General features: G+C 51.7%; 19 protein-coding genes. 10 read left to right on the plus strand and 9 right to left on the minus strand.

The window, feature by feature from the left end; translation table 11 throughout:
- Positions 1-12 precede the first annotated feature (12 nt).
- Positions 13-846: a phosphate ABC transporter ATP-binding protein PstB gene (gene pstB / locus G006_RS0116005; RefSeq protein ID WP_020484227.1), complete on the plus strand. Its 834-nt coding sequence runs from the start codon at positions 13-15 to the stop codon at positions 844-846.
- A gap of 10 nt (positions 847-856) precedes the next feature.
- Complete coding sequence (gene phoU / locus G006_RS0116010) at positions 857-1,576, plus strand: phosphate signaling complex protein PhoU (RefSeq protein ID WP_020484228.1); 720 nt, start codon at positions 857-859, stop codon at positions 1,574-1,576.
- Positions 1,577-1,786: 210 nt separating this feature from the next.
- Here the strand turns inward: phoU and G006_RS0116015 are convergent, their stop codons facing one another.
- The 4 genes from G006_RS0116015 to G006_RS0116030 all read right to left on the minus strand — a co-directional run bounded on the left by G006_RS0116015 (position 1,787) and on the right by G006_RS0116030 (position 6,036).
- Positions 1,787-2,287 (minus strand): YfiR family protein, encoded by a 501-nt coding sequence (locus tag G006_RS0116015; protein WP_020484229.1) that lies wholly within the window; start codon positions 2,285-2,287, stop codon positions 1,787-1,789.
- Positions 2,288-2,353: 66 nt separating this feature from the next.
- Positions 2,354-4,342, minus strand: coding sequence for a TonB-dependent receptor plug domain-containing protein (locus G006_RS25695; RefSeq protein WP_160167679.1), 1,989 nt, complete (start codon positions 4,340-4,342; stop codon positions 2,354-2,356).
- Positions 4,343-4,440: 98 nt separating this feature from the next.
- The gene (locus G006_RS0116025) at positions 4,441-5,058 is read right to left on the minus strand and encodes a class I SAM-dependent methyltransferase (RefSeq protein WP_020484231.1); all 618 of its coding nucleotides are present in this window, start codon (positions 5,056-5,058) and stop codon (positions 4,441-4,443) included.
- Between the two features lie 6 nt (positions 5,059-5,064).
- Positions 5,065-6,036 carry a Tim44 domain-containing protein gene (locus G006_RS0116030; protein ID WP_020484232.1) on the minus strand — a complete coding sequence of 324 codons (972 nt, stop codon included), beginning with the start codon at positions 6,034-6,036 and terminating at the stop codon, positions 5,065-5,067.
- Between the two features lie 140 nt (positions 6,037-6,176).
- Between G006_RS0116030 and G006_RS0116035 the strand changes: the two genes are divergently transcribed.
- The 6 genes from G006_RS0116035 to G006_RS0116060 all read left to right on the plus strand — a co-directional run bounded on the left by G006_RS0116035 (position 6,177) and on the right by G006_RS0116060 (position 13,274).
- Complete coding sequence (locus G006_RS0116035; protein WP_152428883.1) at positions 6,177-6,572, plus strand: hypothetical protein; 396 nt, start codon at positions 6,177-6,179, stop codon at positions 6,570-6,572.
- Between the two features lie 127 nt (positions 6,573-6,699).
- Positions 6,700-8,010, plus strand: coding sequence for a TolC family protein (locus tag G006_RS0116040; RefSeq protein WP_020484234.1), 1,311 nt, complete (start codon positions 6,700-6,702; stop codon positions 8,008-8,010).
- On the plus strand, positions 8,007-9,098 hold the full coding sequence (locus tag G006_RS0116045; protein ID WP_020484235.1) for an efflux RND transporter periplasmic adaptor subunit: 1,092 nt from the start codon (positions 8,007-8,009) through the stop codon (positions 9,096-9,098). The genes G006_RS0116040 and G006_RS0116045 overlap by 4 nt, the downstream gene beginning before the upstream one ends.
- Complete coding sequence (locus G006_RS0116050; protein WP_020484236.1) at positions 9,098-12,157, plus strand: efflux RND transporter permease subunit; 3,060 nt, start codon at positions 9,098-9,100, stop codon at positions 12,155-12,157. Before G006_RS0116045 ends, G006_RS0116050 begins: the two co-directional genes overlap by 1 nt.
- A complete protein-coding gene (locus G006_RS0116055) occupies positions 12,157-12,462 on the plus strand; it encodes a DUF3240 family protein (protein ID WP_020484237.1) in 306 nt (101 codons plus the stop codon). Before G006_RS0116050 ends, G006_RS0116055 begins: the two co-directional genes overlap by 1 nt.
- Before the next feature lie 98 nt (positions 12,463-12,560).
- On the plus strand, positions 12,561-13,274 hold the full coding sequence (locus tag G006_RS0116060) for a DUF3240 family protein (protein ID WP_020484238.1): 714 nt from the start codon (positions 12,561-12,563) through the stop codon (positions 13,272-13,274).
- Positions 13,275-13,366: 92 nt separating this feature from the next.
- On the opposite strand, the gene fdxA is transcribed toward G006_RS0116060, so the two are convergent.
- The 5 genes from fdxA to G006_RS0116085 all read right to left on the minus strand — a co-directional run bounded on the left by fdxA (position 13,367) and on the right by G006_RS0116085 (position 18,148).
- Positions 13,367-13,690, minus strand: coding sequence for a ferredoxin FdxA (gene fdxA, locus G006_RS0116065; RefSeq protein WP_020484239.1), 324 nt, complete (start codon positions 13,688-13,690; stop codon positions 13,367-13,369).
- Between the two features lie 148 nt (positions 13,691-13,838).
- Entirely contained in the window at positions 13,839-15,944 is a 2,106-nt protein-coding gene (gene fusA, locus G006_RS0116070; protein ID WP_020484240.1) for an elongation factor G, read from the minus strand.
- A gap of 220 nt (positions 15,945-16,164) precedes the next feature.
- Complete coding sequence (locus G006_RS0116075) at positions 16,165-17,103, minus strand: ketopantoate reductase family protein (protein WP_020484241.1); 939 nt, start codon at positions 17,101-17,103, stop codon at positions 16,165-16,167.
- Positions 17,100-17,792, minus strand: coding sequence for a DnaA regulatory inactivator Hda (hda, locus tag G006_RS0116080; RefSeq protein ID WP_020484242.1), 693 nt, complete (start codon positions 17,790-17,792; stop codon positions 17,100-17,102). The genes G006_RS0116075 and hda overlap by 4 nt, the downstream gene beginning before the upstream one ends.
- An 11-nt stretch (positions 17,793-17,803) precedes the next feature.
- Positions 17,804-18,148 (minus strand): DUF2069 domain-containing protein, encoded by a 345-nt coding sequence (locus G006_RS0116085; protein ID WP_020484243.1) that lies wholly within the window; start codon positions 18,146-18,148, stop codon positions 17,804-17,806.
- A gap of 106 nt (positions 18,149-18,254) precedes the next feature.
- Between G006_RS0116085 and G006_RS0116090 the strand changes: the two genes are divergently transcribed.
- The gene (locus G006_RS0116090; RefSeq protein ID WP_020484244.1) at positions 18,255-18,821 is read left to right on the plus strand and encodes a YceI family protein; all 567 of its coding nucleotides are present in this window, start codon (positions 18,255-18,257) and stop codon (positions 18,819-18,821) included.
- Between the two features lie 86 nt (positions 18,822-18,907).
- A complete protein-coding gene (locus tag G006_RS0116095; protein ID WP_268743575.1) occupies positions 18,908-19,357 on the plus strand; it encodes a GNAT family N-acetyltransferase in 450 nt (149 codons plus the stop codon).
- Positions 19,358-19,544: the final 187 nt, after the last annotated feature.

The following is a 19,544-nucleotide window of genomic DNA, read 5'->3' on the forward strand; positions in this document are numbered from 1 at the left end:
GGACCCCATACCATGACAACAGCCCAAAAGAATACCCACGCCATTGACATTAGTGCGTTGAAAAGGGAAGACAGAAAAAGCGCCGAACAGCTAGAAACCTGCATCAAAGTCGAAAACCTGGACTTGTTCTACGGCCAGAAGCAGGCTTTGCATAGCGTGAATATGGAAATGCCGCACAAGAAAGTGACTGCCTATATCGGTCCCAGCGGCTGCGGGAAATCGACGCTGTTGCGCTGTATCAACCGGATGAACGATCTGGTCGACGGCGTCACCATCAAAGGCAAGATTCTACTGGATGGCGAGGATATTTACGATAAATCGGTCAATGTCGCGGCTCTGCGCCGGCGAGTGGGCATGGTGTTTCAAAAGCCCAATCCGTTTCCGAAAACCATTTACGAAAATGTCGCCTACGGCCTAAGGATTCAAGGCATCAATGACCGACGTATACTCGACGAAGTGGTGGAAAAATCCTTGCGCGGCGCGGCTTTATGGGATGAGATGAAAGACCGGTTGAACGACAATGCCTTGGGGATGTCCGGCGGTCAGCAGCAAAGATTGGTGATTGCCCGGGCGATTGCCATTGAGCCGGAAGTGATTCTGTTGGACGAACCAGCCTCGGCGCTGGATCCGATCTCCACCCTGAAAATCGAAGAATTGATTAACGAATTGAAAGAAAAATATACGATAGTGATCGTCACCCATAATATGCAGCAGGCGGCGCGGGTATCCGATTTCACCGCTTTTATGTACATGGGCGAATTAATCGAATTTGGTGAAACCAGCGAGTTGTTTACCAATCCGGCGAAAAAACAAACAGAAGATTACATTACCGGCAGGTACGGCTAGGAGGTAGACAATGGATAACAGCAAAATCAAACAGCACATTTCCCGTCAATTCAACGAGGAGATGGAAGATATTCGCAACAAAGTGCTGACCATGGGCGGCCTGGTTGAGCAGCAAGTCGATTTGGCGACCAAGGCTTTCATGAGTAACGACATGGAGAATGCCGAAAAAGTGGTGCAGCAAGACCAGTACGTCAACGAGATGGAAAAAGACATCGACCATGAGTGCACCGAAATCATGGCCAAGCGCCAGCCGGCGGCTTTTGATTTACGGATGTTGATCGCGACGATCAAGATCATCACCGACTTGGAGCGGATTGGCGACGAAGCGGCGCGTATCGCCAAAATGACCATGCGTCTGGAAGGTGCAGATTATTATCAGGACAAATATTACGAAATTGAACATCTGCTGAATTTGGTCAAGGATATGCTGAACGGCGCATTGGATGCTTATGCCCGAAACGATGTTGAGGAAGTGATTGCCATCACTGAACAGGACGCCAAGGTAGACCGGGAATACACCAGCATCACCCGGCAGTTGATCACGCAGATGATGGAAAACCCGCGTAACATCACCAGAGCCTTGGATATGTTGTGGGCAGCCAGGGCTTTGGAGCGGATAGGCGACCACTCCTGCAATGTCTGCGAGCAGGTAATATACATGGTGAAAGGCAAGGATGTGCGCCATCTCAGCCGCGAAGAACTGGAACGTACCGTTAATTCGGTTCGCTAGTTATAAGGCCAATTTGATTCAGGGTAACGGTTAATCCTGTACCCTGATTTACGTGCTCAGATATTTGGGGCGTGCCGCCCATTGGTTGCAAAATCATACGCCCATTCGACGGCCTCGATCCAGACCAATCCGCAACCGTTCTCTACGGTTAGTGCTCTAATTTCTTGAGCCGCGGCCAAAATTATCCAGAGAGTTGCTGCTTATCGGCAGCTACTCAATCATCCGCGAACTGCGCAATAGCTTGGAACTAATCGCCAGCCCGGTTCGCGTCACATTTTTTAGTTGTATAACCGGTTGAACCCGAAGGCCGTCGTTAGCCAGACGGATCATGCCGCCTCGGTGTTCGAAATCGGCGATATCGCTGACCGTCAACACCGGAAATGGTCTGACAAACTCTAGGGTCGCGGCGAGAATTCTTTCCTGTTGCGCCGGAATATAAATCACTTGGCATTCGTGCAATTGTTCGGGTATTGGGTCGATAATCAGCTGAATCGGTAAGTCGTTTACCCGCTCGCCTTCGATCAGTTTTGCCAGTATGCCGGTGACCGGCGAATTGGCGTAACTGCAAAACTGAAACGCCTTATTGGCTGTCGGCCAAGTAACGAAGTAGGCAAAGTTGTATAAATACGCTGCTTTAAGTTCTGTCTCGTTAAAGCGCGGCTCGTCCGCTCTGCCCGACTGCGGCGATGGTAAACAGCTTAGCAACAGCATTAACACACACCGCCGCGCAACTGCGCCGGTGTTTGCCAAGAACCTGTGTAGGCTCGTATACCGCATTTAGTAGCGTACCGTCGCTTTAAGGTAATAATTGCGTTCGAATTCGCTACTGATCACCGCGTTATCTATATTAGGGCTGAATTCCAGATGCCTATTGTCCAGCAAATTCTGCGCACCGACAGCCAATTCAAAATGCAGATTCGGCTGCCAGCCCAAGCGCAAGTCCAGACGATGATAGGCCGGCACCTGATTGATCAGGTGATCGGTGTAATACCAATGCGCATCGAATTCCAGTTGATACGGCAGATTGAAGTAGGAGCTGAGGTTGAAACGGTTGCGGGCGCTATTGCCTTCAGCCACCGTCGCGGCGCTATCCAGGCTACCGTCGCGCTGGTGCAAGGCAATCGCAAACAGGCTGTAACTACCTTGTAATCGCCAGCGTTCGGAAACCCGCCAATTCAGCGCTGTTTCCCAGCCGTAGGCTTCACCGTTTGCCTTGTTGGCAATTAGAAATGGGATAGTGATGTTGTCGCCGTTGATAAGCGGCGTTTGCGGTTCGGTGGTGCTTAGCCGGCCGTAATCGCTATAAAACAGCGTAGTATCCAGGTTAAAGATGTCGTTGGGGAAAAAGCGGTAGCCCAATTCGTAAGCGATTGCGCTCTCCGAGTCGAAATTATCGTCGCCCATAATGTTGGCTGTGGTTCCGGGGGCTACGTTGAACAAGACATTGACGTCGTGATCTGCCCTGGCCGGCACGCGAACTGCTCTGGATACCGCGCCCCACAGGCTGTGTTGTTGACTGGGCACCCACAACAGCCGGGCGGAAGGCTGGATCTCAAAGCCGGTAAAATCGTTATGCTCGACTTTACTGCCGTATATCAAGCGCAGTTCGTCTGCCAGAAATCGCCATTCGTCTTGAGCAAAGACGTTGAACAAGTGCACATCGCGCTCGGATGGATCGAAGTGTAACAACGCCTGTTTTTGCTGAAGTTGATCGCTATTGAAGCGATAACCGGCACCCCACGTTACGTGATGAGCGTGCCAATTGAAATCATGCTGTAAATCCAGGTCGAAGGTGCTGCGCCGATAATCCAGTCGGCTTTGGTTACGGACGGCATGATCGAAATAACTGCGGATTTGTAGGCGGCTATCGTTTTCCAGGGTTTGTTGCCAACGTAACAGCAGGTTGCCGCCATATTTTTTGGTGCTGTCGGGGCTAATGGGCGAAACCGGGTCGAGGCTATTCAGCGACTGCTGCATGTCGCCATTGAAATAGTCGCCCTGCACAATCAGGTTTTTGCGGGCGTCCGGGGTCCAATCGCTACGAAAACCGGCGCGGCCCATGTCAAGGCTGTCATTGGCTTTTTCGCCGTTGCCAAAATGAAAATCCTCGCGATGGTTGTACTTACCGTAGACTCGATAATTGAAGTCCGGATTGAGTTGGCCTCCGTAACGAAACGTACCGAATCCGGGCTCTTCCTTGCTGGTGCCGCCTGACAGCAATACGCCCTGCGATTCCTGAGCGGAACGCGTAATGATATTGATGACACCGTTGACGGCGTTGGAGCCCCACAGCGTTGCCCCGGGGCCGCGAATCACTTCGATACGGTCTATGTCTTCCAGCGGGTAGTCCTGCTCGTTCCAGTAAACGCCGGAGTTCAGTGGGTCGTAAACGGTGCGGCCGTCCATCATCACCAACAGCTTGTTGGCATTTATCCCGTTAAAGCCGCGGCTACTGATCGCCCATTGATTGCCATCCACCCGCGCGACTTCCAGGCCTGGCACCTTGCGCAGCAGTTCCGGAATCGACTGCATCCCGGAGCGTCTGATTTCTTCGTGGCTGATGACGAATACCGCCGACGGGGTTTCGCTGATAGGTTGTTGGTTTTTCGAGGCGATGGAAACGGTGGACGCACTCAGCTCTTGGAGAGATAAGGTTTTTAAATGGGATAGAGTATCGTCCGCCCCGGCAGGCGCGGCAGTCCGCAGGGCAATACAGAAAAGCGCCAAACGCTTATTTTTGCTCGCCAATTTTAACTTGTTTGCCATAATTTCCGTCATTTACGCCCAATTAAGCACGCGTGCATTGTAGACGGAGGCGATTAAATAGTAAAAACCGCCCGAATGAGCGGCTTTGCGAAGAAGATTTATTTGATGGCGCGGATCAGTTTGATCATGTCGCTGCTGGCGGGATCGACGAATATTTTTTGGAACGGGCAAGCTTGCACGCTTTTTAACGTCTGCCGGTTAATATTGGCGCCGAAAGTATTCAAAATCAGCGGGTTGAACAAATTCATCATCATCGCCAAAGCTTTGTTGGAGCTTAATACGTGTTCCAACAACAGCACTTGACCGCCAGGTTTGCAAACGCGATAGAGCTCTTTCAGGCCTTTTCTGGGTTTCGGTACCGAACAAAACACAAAACTGGCAATGACCGTGTCGAAGCTGTTATCGGCATAATCCAGAGCCTGCACATCCATCAAAGCCAGATCGACAACAATCTGTTTACGCTGTTGTTTGCGGCGGGCCATTTCCAGCATTTTCGGGCTGAAGTCGATAGCGGTGATCCGGCCATCATCAGGGTAAAACGGGAAGTTCTTCCCCGTTCCGACCCCGACTTCCAATATGTGGGCGCCGCTAGCCTGCGACCAGAGCTTTTTACGTAAACGGCGAAACAGCAAGCCTTCCAGAAAGCCTTCCAGGCCATCGAAATAAGGCGCAAGCCTATCGTAGCGCTGTCTGACTTTAGTGCTGTCCGCCGTCATGCCGGATTATTCTGCAAATTGCTGAATGCCGTCCAGGAACCAGCGGGTTTGATTGCTGTTTATGGGTTTGACGAAATGCCATACTTCTTTGATCGGTTCGGCTTTCGCGCCATCTTCGCTGATCAATGCGTCGAATAACACTACCGCTTCCAACTCCGAGCCGGCTTCGCGGACATCAATTAATTCAGCGTTGAGTTTCAGAACCTCAGTTTTGTTGCTGGCGCTGGATGCTTGCAATTGCTCTTGAATTTCCACAAATACCTTGTCCGTGGTTAAGCCGCGGATTTCCGCCAAGTCGCGACTATCCCAAGCTGCTTGCAGGTAGCGGTACGCACTTTCTGCGCCGCTCAAAAAGGCGCGCTGATCGAATCCGGCCGGCAGCTTGTTTGCATCGAAACTAGCGGCTTGTTGATATTCATTGTTGCTTAATCCTGCTGTTCTGCCTTTTTTGAACAGCACATCGGTATCGAAGCCGGAGCCGCCAGCTGCCGGTTGTTGAGTTTCGCGATAATAATTTTGCGATTCCGCTGGTTGTGAGTGAGCTGGTCCGTAACCGGTCGGTGCGGCGGGTTGCTGACGTGATCTGGCCGCAAACAAGCGATACAGCAGATAGGCGACGCCGGCAAACAGCAGCATGTCCATCAGATTGATGTTTTCGAATGCGCCACCGAAGAACAATGAGCCCAATAGTCCGCCTAAAGCCAAGCCACCCAGCATACCCATCAGGCCGCCGCGACCGGCCCAATTTTGTCTGGCTGTTTGATTTTGTGCGGCGGCTTGTTGCTGGCTAGCCGAGCGGGTAGGCTGGCTGCTGGCTCCACTGGGAGAGGTGGAGCGTTGAAACGGTGTGCTATAGCTCGGTTTGCTGCCGAAAGACTTTCCGCCGCCCATGCGTTTCGCCTGCGCTTCCTGGACACTGCCTAGCAGTAAGGCCAGCGCAATGAATAATGTTGCCAAGGTACCGATCTTTCTGTTCATAGGTGTTTGCCTAAAGTGAATAAATGTATTCCGATATTCGGGGTAAAATCGCGTAATTCAAGTAGAATAGCCTTTCGCATGGTCCTATACAACCGCCGTCTACTGATTAACGACATCCAACAGACATTCTGAAAACATAAATGGTTGCATATTTGCGTCAATTTCTAGTTATGTTTTTGCTGCTTTTGCAAGTGGCAGCGCCGCTGGTGCATGCCCATGTCGGTAGAGAAGCCATGCAGGGCGGCCTGCATTTGCACGAATTCGAGTCGCTGCATATCGACCATGATGGCGACCCCGCCTTGATGGCTGTCGATCACGACCTGCAAATTCAAAATAGTATTGTCAATCTGGGCTCCGCTATCAAGCAGCAGCAATGGCTGGACAGGCTGATGCCGGTTTTCTATCTGCTGGTTAGCTTAGTTCCCGATTTGGCAATTATTCGGCAAATCGATACCGTTAATTTTTTCCCTTATATTCCGCTGTTCGCGTCGGATCCCTTACTCAGCCACAATCCATCCCGCGCGCCGCCGCTCTGAAAGGGGTTGGCTTCGCTGTTGAAGTACGCTTATTTAACACGTAACAGCCCCGCGTTCTAAAAATGGTCAAATGCCCATTAGGCCTTTGGCTGCTCAGCCCTATTCAATTATTGCTTTGGAGTGCTCCATGAATGGATACCGTTATCTGAAATGCGGTTTACCTGTTTTACTGCTGCTTACGGCGCCTTGCCTTGCCGAAATAAATTCTGTCGGAGAGAGCTTGGCGGCGACTCGCGGCGAAATGTTTTCGGAAAATTTGATTGTCGAGCACATGGATCCTATCGAAACCGATCAATCGCTGAGCTTGTCGCAATTAGTCGAAATAACCTTGGAAAAATATCCGGATCGCCTGGTTGGCGAAGCCTTGGCCCAGGAAGCCAACGCCTTGGCCGAACGCAGTGATGCTTGGGTGGCCGGCTCCACGGCTGTTGGTTTAAATTACATGGATGATCGAATTGCCGACGACCTGGGTTCGCGTGAGGCCTCGGCCCAAGTCGAAATCACTACCTGGAAATGGGGGCAGCGCGATGCCGGCCAGGCCGTGGCGGAGCGGGCCGGCGTTTCCGCGCAAAAGCAATCGGCGGCGGTTAAGCTGGAAGTCACACGCTTGATCAGAGATGCCTTGTGGAATATGGAAATCGCCAATATCGGTTTGCAACAGGCGCAAAATGCTTTGTCGATTTCCGAGCAATTGATGAAGAAAGTCGAACGCCGGGTGGAACTGGGCGATTTGCCGCGCGCGGATTTGTTGCTGGCCAAGGGTGAATATCTGCAAAACCGGGCGTTGGTAACCCAAGCTGAGGCGGAGGTAATGCATAGCCGTAAAGCCTATGCCAGTTTGACTACGTTGTCGCGGGTGCCGGGCAATTATCAGGAAAAACTCAGCGATATTACCTCCGTGACCAGCAACCACCCGATGTTGGAAGCTATCAATGCCATCATTGACCGCAAACAAGCAGAAATTGAATGGACCAAAACCACCGATCCTATCAATCAACCCAAGCTCAGTGTAGGCGCGAAAAGCCAACGGGATGGCCGCAGCGGGCAAGACATCGAGAGTGTCGGCGTCGGCGTGGTGATGCTATTCGGCGGAGAGGCCTATAACGCGCCGGAAATCGCGAAGGTGAATCTGGAGCTGAACAATGCCAAGGCGCAACGCGAACATCTTTACCGGCAGTTGGAGAAAAATCTGCACGAAGCCGAGCATGCTCTGGAAGTGACGCGGGCGGAGCTGGCAATAGCCAACGAGTTGAAACAAATCGCCGAAACCCATCTGAAAATGACCGAAGTCAGCTTCTCGGCCGGCGAAATCAACCTGTTGGATCTCTTAAAAATCCAGGCTCGCAGTCTGGAAGCGATTCGCAATGCCAAATTGCAGGAGGTTAAATTACAGCGCAACATCGCTTTCTACAATCAAGCGGTAGGCATACAGCCATGAGGCGGTTAATCTTCGGCCTGTTATTGACGCAGGCGTTAAGCGTGTTTGCTCAAGATACGCAGATCAAAATTACTCAGCAGCAGATCGACAATTTGGATATAAAAGTTGCGCAGCTTAGCGCTAGTCAACAGATTCCGTTGTTTTACGCGCCGGGCAAAGTGGTGGTTCCGGCAGACCGGGAGGTGTTGATCAGTAGCAGCCAACCCGGTTTGGTCACCCAATTGCCGGTCAATATCGGCGACAAGGTACGCAAAGGCCAACTGTTGGCACAGTTGAACAGCCCGGAACTCGTCGGGTTACAACAAGCATTTTTAACCGCTGCCAGCGAACTGAATTTATCCGGCCAAGAGCGCAGCCGCGATCAAAAATTATTGCAGGAAGGTGTGATTGCGCAGCGGCGCTGGCAGGAAACCCAAATGCTGTACAGCAGCAAATCGGCCAAGGCCGATGAGGCCCGGCAGTTGTTACTGTTGGCCGGCATGTCGGCCGCCGAGATTAAAAGTTTGGGTCAAAACCACAAGCTGGACAATCGTTTGACTATTCGGGCGCCCATCGACGGGGTGGTGCTGGAGCGTCTGACCACTTTGGGTGCCCGCTTGGATATGCAGGCGCCGCTGTATCGGATTGCCGATTTGTCTGAACTGTGGCTGGAAATCAATATTCCGCAGGAGCGCTTGAGCGGGATTCGGCTCGGCGATTCGGTGCGTCTGAAAGGCAGCGAGATCACTGCCAAAATTAGCTTGCTGGGTCAAAGTGTCGATCGCGATAACCAAACGGTATTGGCCAGGGCGGTGATTGACGGCAAAGCCGAGGGTTTACGCGTGGGACAGAACGTCAATGCGCAGATCATGCAAAACAGCTTTGAGACCGGCTTCCTTGTACCTAATACCGCCATTGCGCAGAACGAAGGGCGCGCTTATGTATTTGTGCGCAATCAAGACGGATTTGCCGTGACTGAAGTGACGGTTACCGGTAAGCAGGACGCCAATTCCTTGATCAGCGGACCTTTGTCCGGCAACGAGCAAATCGCCATAAAAGGCGCGGTGGCCTTGAAAGCCAATTGGTTAGGTTTGGGAGGCGGCGAATAATGGCTGGGTTAATTCGCTTTGCGTTGACCCAGCGGCTGTTGATTTTACTCGGCGTACTGTTGCTGGTGGGCGGCGGTTATTATGCGGTCAAGCATATTCCCATCGATGCCTTTCCCGAGGTGTCGCCTACGCAGGTCAAGATCATCGTTAAAGCCAACGGCATGACGCCGGAAGAAGTGGAAGCACGGATTACCGCGCCGATTGAAGTTGAGTTGCTGGGCATTCCGCACCAAACCATGCTGCGCTCGTTGGCTAAATATGCGATTACCGATATTACGCTGGATTTTGAAGAAGGCACCGATATTTACTGGGCCCGACAACAGGTCGCCGAACGGCTAAACACCTTGTGGGGCAATCTGCCGGAAGGCGTGCAAGGCGGCATCGCGCCGATGACCACGCCGCTGGGAGAGATGTTCATGTTCGCCATCGAGGGTGGCGATCTCACTTTGATGCAACGGCGAGAGCTATTGGATTGGACCATCCGCCCTGCTCTTCGTACCGTAAGCGGTGTCGCGGATGTGAACGCGCTTGGCGGCTTGGTGCGTAGTTTCGAAGTGGTGCCAGACAATGTCCGCATGGCGTCTCGAAATATCGATATGCAGCAATTGATGGCAGCCTTGCAAAACAATAACCGCAATGACGGAGCCGGTCGGCTTACTGAGGGTGAGGAAGCGCTGATAGTGCGCGCCGAAGGCAGGATCAAAAATGAACAGGACGTTAAGGCCATTGTTGTGGCACAGCACGAGGGTTTGCCGATCCGCGTGGAAGATATTGCCGAAGTGCGCATCGGTGCGCTGACTCGTTACGGTGCGGTCAGCAAGGACGGTAACGGCGAAGCGGTCACGGCGGTCGTGCTTAGTTTGCGGGGTGCCAATGCCCGGCAAACCATCGAGCAGCTGGAAAGTAAGTTAGCGGAATTGCAACCGGGCTTGCCGGAAGGCGTGCGTTTGAATGTGTTCTATAACCGTGGCGTGTTGGTCGGAAAAGCGGTAAATACCGTGTCCAAGGCTTTGCTGGAAGCTATTGTGCTGGTGGTGGTATTACTGATTCTGTTTCTCGGCGATCTACGGGCGGCATTGACCGTGGCATTGGCCTTACCGCTCGCGGCTTTGGTGACCTTCATCTTGATGCACGCGTTTGGCATGTCTGCGAACCTGATGAGTCTGGGCGGTCTGGCGATAGCTATCGGGATGTTGGTGGACGGTGCGGTGGTGGTCGTGGAAAACGTGATTACCCAATTGGCCGATCATCACAAGGCGGAACGCTTACCGCGCCTGCACCTGATTTACCGGGCTACCCGCGAAGTGGCGGTGCCTGTGACGTCGGGCATTTTGATCATCATCATCGTGTTCTTACCGTTGCTGACCTTGCAGGGTCTGGAAGGCAAGCTGTTCGGGCCGGTGGCGATGACTATTGTATTTGCCTTAAGCGGATCCTTGATATTGTCATTAACCGTTATTCCGGTGCTGGCGTCGCTGTTGCTGAAACAGGTATCCCATGAAGAACCCTGGTTGCCGCGCAAACTGTTGCAGTGGTATCAGCCTGTACTGGTTTGGTGTTTGGCTAACAGCAAAAAAGTCTTTATCGGCGCCGGCGCCATGCTGGTGGCAAGCGTATTGGTATTCACCCAGATCGGCAGTACCTTCATGCCGACCATGGATGAAGGCGACATTATCGTGCAGCTGGAAAAATTGCCGTCTATTACGTTGCTGGATTCGGTGGCCTTGGACGGTAGAGTGCAGAAAAACATTCTCGAGCATATCCCGGAAGTACAAACCGTGGTGTCCAGGGTTGGCACCGACGAGTTGGGTTTGGACCCGATGAGTTTGAACGATACCGACACTTTTCTGATTCTGAAGCCCAAAGCGGAATGGCGCATGGAAACCAAGGAAGAGTTGATCGAGGAAATCCGGAAAATTATGGATCACACGCCAGGGATTGCATTCGGATTTACACAGCCTATCGAAATGAGGGTCTCGGAAATGTTGACCGGGACTCGCGGCGACGTGGCGATCAAATTGTTTGGTGCGGATCTGGATACTTTGAATCATAAAGCGGAGCAGATCGAGGCGGTGCTGAAGACCATTCCTGGCGCCAGTGACGTGTTTACCCGTAAAAATGAGGGTATGCAGTTCCTGCAGCTGAGTATCGACCGAGAAGCTGCCGGCCGTTTTGGGTTGGATAGCAATAGTATCGAAGACATGTTGCGTGCCCAGATTGAAGGTGTACAGCAGGGTATCGTGCAAGAAGGCGTTAAGCGCACCCCATTGTTGCTACGCGGAGAAAGCAACACCGCCAACTTCGATAATTTGCAGATCAGTTTGCCTAATGGCGGTCATGTGCCGATTACCGCAGTCGCAAAGATTCAAGCGGTGGAAGGGGTGGTGTCGATAGATCGGGAAAAAGGCCAGCGTTTTGTGGTGATCCGCTGCAACGTGGAAGGCCGCGATCTGGTCGGTTTTGTCGACGAAGCACGCAAGGCGGTGAGCGAGAGGGTCAAATTGCCCAACGGTTTTCACGTGGCTTTCGGCGGTCAGTTTGAAAATCAACAACGCGCTTCGGCGCGGTTGTCTCTGGTGATTCCATTGTCGCTGGGGTTGATTTTTTTACTGCTGTTTTCGACATTCGGCTCGGTGCGGCAGGCCGTGCTAGTGTTGTCCAATATCCCGCTAGCCATGATAGGCGGCGTGTTTGCCTTGTGGCTGTCCGGCGAATATTTGTCGGTACCGGCGTCTGTTGGTTTCATCGCCCTGCTCGGCATCGCGGTATTGAACGGGGTGGTGATGGTCAGTTATTTCAACCAGCTCTGCGCGACCGGTATGGAGGTATCCCGCGTGGTGATTATTGGCTCCGGTCGGCGGTTGCGGCCAGTGTTGATGACGGCCAGTATCGCCGCGTTCGGTTTGATTCCACTGCTGTTTGCGTCGGGACCCGGCTCGGAAATTCAGCGGCCGCTGGCTATCGTGGTCACCGGTGGTTTGCTGTCTTCGACCTTGTTAACCCTAATCTTGTTGCCAATACTCTATCGATTATATGGCCGTAACCCGGAGGCTTGTTAATGAGTCACGAAGCATTTTTATTGACGGTGAATTCGCCGCCGAGTCTGGAAGAGGCGCTGGTAGATTGTCTGTTGTCATTGGAATGGCGGCAGGGATTTACCAGTTTTCCGGCCAATGTTCACGACCATAATCAGCAGGGCTTGTCCTTGGCAGAACAGGTCGCGGGACATCAACGCAAAATTCGTTTTCAAATGTATGTGGAAAGACAAAACATTTCCGCATTATTGACTAAGCTAAAGGCGGATTTTAACGGTTCCGGACTTCATTATTGGCTGGTGCCGGCTATCGAACAAGGCATCATCTAAGCATAAAGCATGCAGAAAACGACTGGGGATGCTACAGTTCGGACAAACAGCAGTTAAACATTTTTGAATGAGCTATTTTTCTTGCCACACATAGCCCTATGAACATCTTTTTGCGACGCATTCCTGCTAATACCAGGCATACTGAAATTTCCGAGTTTGTGGCCCCTGCTTTGAAAAGCGGCTTATTCAGAAAATCCGGCCGTATAGTCGATGTGGAGATTCTGGCCTTACAGGATACCCGCATAGGTACTATCGAATATCACGGTGTGGTAACGCTGGATTCCGAGCTTTCCGTGCAAAGAGTTGTTAAAGGTTTAAAAAATCGCCGGTTTAACGGCAGAATGGTGGTGGTTAGGCCTTATTACCATCGTAGCTGGTACAACGACCCTCGCCAAAATCAGACGCCTGTGTCTGCCGATATTATCGAAAAGCGCAAGGGTGATCGCAGGCGCGGTAAGTATCTACAAGTAATCAAAAATGCGTCTGATCGTTTTAACAGTGAAGATGATTTTTTCCGAACCGTGCATCATCAACAGTTCTCCATTTCATTTATCGTGCCACCTGTCATGGAGGGGCCGATGATGGAGTGCCTGATCAGTTTTGAGGAAGAGCTGCTCAATAGTGATACCGGCGAGCATAAAATCACCAAATTTCTCACCGAAGCCGACGATGCCGATCAGCAAACCGCGCGCTTTCAGATTTACGCCGAGAAAATGGCTATTTCCGCCTTGCTGGAAAAATTGAAGTCCGAATTTGCCGGCTCCGGTATCCATTACTGGATCATGCCGGTGGTTGAGAAGGGTGAAATCTAGTTACTAAGCGGGTGCTTTAGCGATGGTTTGAACCAATACCCTTCTGGTTGGGAAGAGCATTGGTTCGGTATTGCATTAGATAATGACAGTTCTTACTTTTCCAACAACGCAAGTTTGCCGGGTTTGCCGTTCCACTCGTCGGCGTCCGGCAAAGAGTCTTTCACTTCCGTAATGATAGGCCATTGTTTGGCCAGTTCCGCGTTCAGTGCCGCGAAGTGCTCTTGACCTTCCGGCAGCTCGTCTTCGGCGTGGATGGCGTTGGCTGGGCATTCAGGTTCGCACAAGGTGCAATCGATACATTCGTCGGGGTCTATAACCAGAAAATTGGGACCTTCATGAAAGCAATCGACGGGGCATACGTCAACACAGTCGGTAAATTTGCATTTGATGCAGTTTTCGGTGATTACAAAAGCCATATTGTTCTTCCAAGGTTAGGTAAATGAACAAGTGTCCGTGCATAGCGGATACTGTATGGTAAAAATGCACCTGCCGCTTAACGCGGCAGGTGGCTGATCGGCAATACTAAGCAGGGTAAAGGGCCGACAAGGGCAGCCCCTATGATGCTTATTTGTCTTTGTTACGTTCCTTAACTTCTTTGATCACTTCTTCCGCGACGTTACGAGGGCAGGCGGTGTAGTGCGAGAACTCCATGGAGAATTGACCGCGACCTGAGGTCATGGTACGCAAATCGCCAATGTAACCGAACATGTCGCTCAGCGGTACATCGGCTTTGATACGCACACCGGTAATGCCTGCGTCTTGCGATTTGATCATGCCGCGGCGACGGTTCAAGTCGCCGATCACGTCACCGACGTGCGCATCCGGGGTGAATACGTCAACTTTCATGATTGGTTCCAGCAATTGCGGATTACCTTTCGGGATCGATTGACGATACGCGGCGCGAGCAGCGATTTCGAAAGCGATGGACGAGGAGTCAACTGCGTGGAAGCCACCGTCAGTCAGAATGACTTTGAAATCCAAGCAAGGGAAGCCTGCCAACACACCTTTGTCGATACTGGCTTTAAAGCCTTTTTCAACAGCAGGCCAGTATTCGCGAGGTACGTTACCGCCGGTAACTTGTGATTCGAAAACAAAACCGCTGCCTGGCTCGCCTGGCTCGATGACGTAATCGATTTTCGCGTATTGACCTGAACCACCCGATTGTTTTTTGTGGGTGTAGCTGTCTTCGATACGTTGGGTAATGGTTTCGCGGTAAGCAACTTGTGGCTTACCCACGTTGACGTCTACACCATGGGTACGGCGCAAAATGTCGACTTTGATGTCAAGATGCAACTCGCCCATGCCTTTGATGATGGTTTCGCCGCTTTCTTGGTCGGTTTCGACGCGGAAAGACGGGTCTTCCTGCACCATTTTGCCGATCGCGATGCCCATTTTCTCGTTGCTGCCTTTGTCTTTTGGAGAAATGGCAATCGAGATAACAGGATCTGGGAATACCATCGGTTCCAGCGTAGCCGGTTGATCCGGGTCGCACAAGGTATGGCCGGTTTGCACGTTTTTCAGGCCAATCAATGCCACGATGTCGCCGGCTTGCGCGGTTTCGATCTCGTTGCGGTCGTCGGCGTGCATTTCCACCATACGGCCGATACGCTCGGTTTTACCGGTAAAGGTGTTCAGCAGGGTGTCGCCTTTTTTGATGCGGCCGGAGTAGATACGGACAAAGTTCAAGGCGCCGAAACGGTCGTCCATGATTTTGAACACCAGTGCGCGCAATGGGCGGTCGGCATCGACGATCGCGTGCTCGCCGGTTGGGACGCCTTCCAGGTCGGTTTCAGGCTGTGGATTAACTTCGGTTGGGTTCGGCAAATACTCGATAACGCCGTCCAGCACCAATTGCACGCCTTTGTTTTTGAAAGACGAGCCGCAGAAAGTCGGGAAGAAATCCATCGCGATGGTACCTTTACGGATGCAACGTTTGATTTCTTCGATGGTTGGCTCTTCACCTTCCAGATATTTTTCCATGATGTCGTCGTCTTGATCAGCCACTTGGTCGATCAATTTCGCGCGCCATTCTTCGACTTGCTCTGCCATATCAGCAGGGACGTCTTGAATTTCGTATTTCAATGGGTCACCGGAGTTATCCCACACCCAGGCTTTACGGGTCAGCAAATCGACCACGCCGACAAAGTTTTCTTCTTCGCCGATAGGCAGGGTCATTACAACCGGTTTCGCGCCCAATACTTGTTCGACCTGTTTAACGACGCGATAGAAGTCCGCGCCCAATCTGTCCAGTTTGTTGACGTAGATGACGCGAGAGACTTTGGAGTCGTTCGCATAACGCCAGTTGGTTTCGGATTGTGGCTCAACGCCGCCGGAACCGCAGAATACACCGACGCCGCCGTCCAACACTTTCAAGGAACGATAAACTTCGATAGTAAAGTCAACGTGCCCAGGGGTGTCGATGATATTGAAACGGTGCGGTTGAAATTGGTTGGTACTGCCCGGCCAAAAACAGGTGGTGGCAGCCGATTGAATGGTGATGCCGCGTTCTTGCTCCTGCACCATGAAGTCTGTAGTCGCCGCGCCATCGTGCACTTCGCCGATTTTGTGGATTTTTCCGGTCAGCTTCAAAATCCGCTCGGTGGTAGTGGTTTTACCGGCATCGACGTGAGCGAAGATGCCGATGTTTCTGTAAAGCGATAGATCAGTCATGGTTATACTCTAAAAATGGACATAAAAACTTTTAAACCCCAGCACCATTGCCACGGTTGGTTGTGGATCACATAGCTGCTAGTCTAGCGAAATATGCGGCCGGTCTTCGCTTTGCAAGGGTCTGAGGCGAAATTCACACGGCTTCTTCAAAGACAAGGTCAATGAAAATCTTCACATTCTAACCGAAAAATAACAAAAAGCAGAATGTCAATTGTGTGAATTAGTTAAGAAGGCTATTGGAACGGATTTGCAGCTCCCGGAGTTGCATCAATACATAAAGCGATTGTAGGCAGGGGCAGTCTACACCTTGCCGCTGGGCGGCGCGCACCGCGTTACCGAGAATGGCTTCGGTTTCCATCGTATGTCCACGTTCAAAATCCAGCAGCATGCTGGTTTTGTACGGCGGCATATCGCGGGTCAGGGCAATGTGATTTTCGACAATATTGGCCGGTAGCGGATGGCCGCAAGCCTCGGCAATAGTACAGACTTCCTGCATGACCCGGCGCACAAAATTTTCCTGATTCTGCAATATCGCCTGAGTTGCCAGTCCGCCGGATAATACCGATAGCGGATTGAACGGCGCATTCCAGACGCACTTTTGCCAGCGGCTGGCGACAATATCTGCACTAACCAAACATTCGATGCCAGCCCGCAGGAACAAGTCGCGCAAATACTGCGTTTTCGGCTCATCAATCTCCGACAGATTGCCCAGGATCAGTTTGCCGTAGGCCAAATGGCTAATCTCACCGGGAGCCAGTCGGTTGCAGCAGATAAACGCCAAGCCGCTGATTAACAGATTGTCCGGAAACGCCAGTTGTATTTCTTGTTCAATCTCGACGCCGTTCTGAATCAGCACAATCGTCGTGTGCGGCGTTACTGCATCGCGAATCAGCGCAACTCGGTCAATGTCCGGGGTGACCTTGGTGCATAGAATCAAGTAATCCGGTTGACCTTGATACTCCGACGCCTGGCGTAAAACCTGGTTTGGCATGAATTGCCAACTACCCAAGGCATGGCTTTCGATACGGTAACCCTGCTGTTTGACAATAGCATAGTCGGAGCGGCACACCACCGAGACATCGGCACCAGCCTTAGCCAGCAAGCCGCCATAAAAACCGCCTATGGCGCCGGCGCCGACGATCAATACCTTGTTGTTCATGTTTCGTCAGCCAGAATCTGCTTTAAAAACGGAATGGTTAATTTGCGTTGCGCGGCCAAGGTGGCGCGGTCGATTTTTTCCAGGAGCAACCATAGCGCCGCCAAATCGTGAACGTAATGATTCAACAAAAACCGCCCAACTGTCGGCGGAATGTCAAAGCCCAGAAAATGGGCTTTATAAGTCAGTGCCTCGATTAACTGATCATCGCGCAAGGGCTGAATTTTTAAGGTCAGCCCCCAAGCCATCCGGGTTTTCAAGTCGGGCAAGGCAAAGCTTAAAAACTTCGGCGGGCAATCGGCGGCCAGCAGCAGTTTATGGTTGTTTTGCCGATGGGTGTTGTAAAACGCGAATAGCGCGTGCTCCCAATCACTATGGTCGGCAAGCAATTGAATATTGTCGAAACAGACCAACTCCAGGTCTTCCAAGCCTTCCAGCAAGGTCGGTGCCGGCAGTTTGTCAGCGTTAAAAGCCAGATAAAACGGATCTTTCCCCGCCAGCTTGGCTTGCTGACAACAGGCCTGTAATAAATGGCTCTTACCGCTACCGGCATCGCCCCAAACAAAAATCTGTTGCTCCTGGCCGTTTGTGGCCAAGGCCTGCAACTGAGTGACGATTTCGGTGTTATTGCCGGGAAAAAAACTGGCAAAGGTCTGATCGTTCTGAAACTCGAATTGTAAGGGGACTTGCATGCCGATTATGCTCAGGCTTTTTCCGCTTTGTAGACATACATGCCGGCGCCGAAGCACAGCAGTAGGCTGAACAACACTTCCAGCAGCGCATAAGGTCGTTCGATTTGACTGACATAAGCTTCGGCGACGCCATGCGCAAAATACGGCAGGCTTAAATAAGTCATCCAAGTACAGCTTTTCAGGTCGCGGTTCAATAAACCTTTAAATGGCAGCAATAGCGGTCCGACTGAGATTAACAATAGCAATGCGGTTGGTAACTGGTTGGATGGGAACAATAGCGTGTGCCAAGCCATCATTAACAAAAACAGGCCGAAAAAGCCGATCAAGGCCGCGTAATAGTAATAGATTCGTTGCATGAGAGCGGCAAATGGCCAGAGTGATGGAGTTAAAGCTGATCTATTATCACAAAGTCTCTGCAATAATGCAGTGCCACTGGTGTTTTAACCCACAAAGGAGATGATCATGATTAGAAAACTAAGCACCGCAACCGCCGCCTGTCTGTTAAGTTTTAGCGTGCTGGCCGCCGATAGTTATACCATCGATAGCCATCACACCTTTCCCAGCTTCGAAATCAGCCATTTGGGTTTTTCCACGCAGCGGGGTCGGTTTAACGAAACCATAGGCAAAGTGACATTGGATGCCGCGGCGGGTAAAGGCAGCATAGACATCAGCGTCAACACCGCGTCTATCAGTACCGGTTTGGCGGAGTTGGAAGAGCATCTGCGTGGCAAGGACTTTTTTGACACTGCGCAATATCCGGTGATGAGCTTCAAATCCGACAAGCTCAGTTTTCAAGGCGAGAAACTGGTCGGAGCGGACGGCATCTTGACCTTGCACGGCATCAGCAAGCCCGTGCATCTGAATGTTGAACACTTTTACTGCGGGATGAATGTCATCAGATTAAAGTACACCTGTGGCGCCGATGCGCTTGGCACGATAAAACGCTCGGAGTTTGGCATCGACAAATATGTGCCGGCGGTGGGCGATGAGGTCAAGGTACTTATCCAGGTTGAAGCAGTTAAGGACTAAGTTGCCAAGTGGTTTGAGCTATGCGGAAACAACTCTTTACCAACTTGCCAAACAGTGCGCTTTAAACCCTTGGTCGGTCACGGGAGATAGAAGTGGAAATAAGCCTGGCCAGCCCTGCCGACATCCCGGCGCTTTGTCATTTACTGAGCGAACTATTCAGTCAAGAAGCAGAATTCCAGCCTGATTATGTGGCTCAGAGTCGGGGATTGACGCGCATCATAGCCGACCCGAACATCGGCCATATTTTTGTCGCGCGACATGACAGCCAAATTGTCGGCATGGTTAATCTGCTTTACACAGTCTCCACCGCGCTGGGCGAGCGGGTGGCCTGGCTGGAAGACATGGTCGTGTTAAGTGATGTCCGCGGGCAAGGCGTGGGTAGCCTGTTGTTGGAGCACGCAGTGGAGTTTGCCCGGCAAAATGGTTGTCGCCGGCTTAGCTTGTTGACCGATGCCGATAACCTGCATGCTCAGCAATTTTACCGGCGACAGGGCTTTCGGGTGTCGGAGATGGTGCCGATGCGCTTGGTTTTTTGAATGTCAGTGCCATATTGCGCAAAAGAAGTACGCCTGATGGTCGAGGTCAATGTGAGGATGGGCAAGGATTATATTTATCCCGATATGTCCGTGGATTGCAGGAAAACGGCCAGCGATGTTTTTTCGGGCGATGCGGGGTTTTTGAGTCCATCGTCGGCGTGGGAATGATGATACGTAGGTCGGGTTA

The sequence above is a fragment of the Methylomonas sp. MK1 genome (assembly GCF_000365425.1).
Classification (GTDB): Bacteria; Pseudomonadota; Gammaproteobacteria; order Methylococcales; family Methylomonadaceae; genus Methylomonas.

Bases quoted from the DNA above. Each gene is read 5' to 3' on its own strand.
- G006_RS0116025 (WP_020484231.1), bottom strand. From the start codon at position 5,058: ATGACGGCGGACAGCACTAAAGTCAGACAGCGCTACGATAGGCTTGCG.
- phoU (WP_020484228.1), top strand. From the start codon at position 857: ATGGATAACAGCAAAATCAAACAGCACATTTCCCGTCAATTCAACGAG.
- G006_RS0116075 (WP_020484241.1), bottom strand. From the start codon at position 17,103: ATGAACAACAAGGTATTGATCGTCGGCGCCGGCGCCATAGGCGGTTTT.
- G006_RS0116045 (WP_020484235.1), top strand. From the start codon at position 8,007: ATGAGGCGGTTAATCTTCGGCCTGTTATTGACGCAGGCGTTAAGCGTG.
- G006_RS0116050 (WP_020484236.1), top strand. From the start codon at position 9,098: ATGGCTGGGTTAATTCGCTTTGCGTTGACCCAGCGGCTGTTGATTTTA.
- G006_RS0116055 (WP_020484237.1), top strand. From the start codon at position 12,157: ATGAGTCACGAAGCATTTTTATTGACGGTGAATTCGCCGCCGAGTCTG.
- G006_RS0116035 (WP_152428883.1), top strand. From the start codon at position 6,177: ATGGTTGCATATTTGCGTCAATTTCTAGTTATGTTTTTGCTGCTTTTG.
- G006_RS0116085 (WP_020484243.1), bottom strand. From the start codon at position 18,148: ATGCAACGAATCTATTACTATTACGCGGCCTTGATCGGCTTTTTCGGC.
- G006_RS25695 (WP_160167679.1), bottom strand. From the start codon at position 4,342: ATGGCAAACAAGTTAAAATTGGCGAGCAAAAATAAGCGTTTGGCGCTT.
- G006_RS0116015 (WP_020484229.1), bottom strand. From the start codon at position 2,287: ATGCTGTTGCTAAGCTGTTTACCATCGCCGCAGTCGGGCAGAGCGGAC.
- fdxA (WP_020484239.1), bottom strand. From the start codon at position 13,690: ATGGCTTTTGTAATCACCGAAAACTGCATCAAATGCAAATTTACCGAC.
- G006_RS0116040 (WP_020484234.1), top strand. From the start codon at position 6,700: ATGAATGGATACCGTTATCTGAAATGCGGTTTACCTGTTTTACTGCTG.
- hda (WP_020484242.1), bottom strand. From the start codon at position 17,792: ATGCAAGTCCCCTTACAATTCGAGTTTCAGAACGATCAGACCTTTGCC.
- fusA (WP_020484240.1), bottom strand. From the start codon at position 15,944: ATGACTGATCTATCGCTTTACAGAAACATCGGCATCTTCGCTCACGTC.
- pstB (WP_020484227.1), top strand. From the start codon at position 13: ATGACAACAGCCCAAAAGAATACCCACGCCATTGACATTAGTGCGTTG.
- G006_RS0116090 (WP_020484244.1), top strand. From the start codon at position 18,255: ATGATTAGAAAACTAAGCACCGCAACCGCCGCCTGTCTGTTAAGTTTT.
- G006_RS0116030 (WP_020484232.1), bottom strand. From the start codon at position 6,036: ATGAACAGAAAGATCGGTACCTTGGCAACATTATTCATTGCGCTGGCC.
- G006_RS0116060 (WP_020484238.1), top strand. From the start codon at position 12,561: ATGAACATCTTTTTGCGACGCATTCCTGCTAATACCAGGCATACTGAA.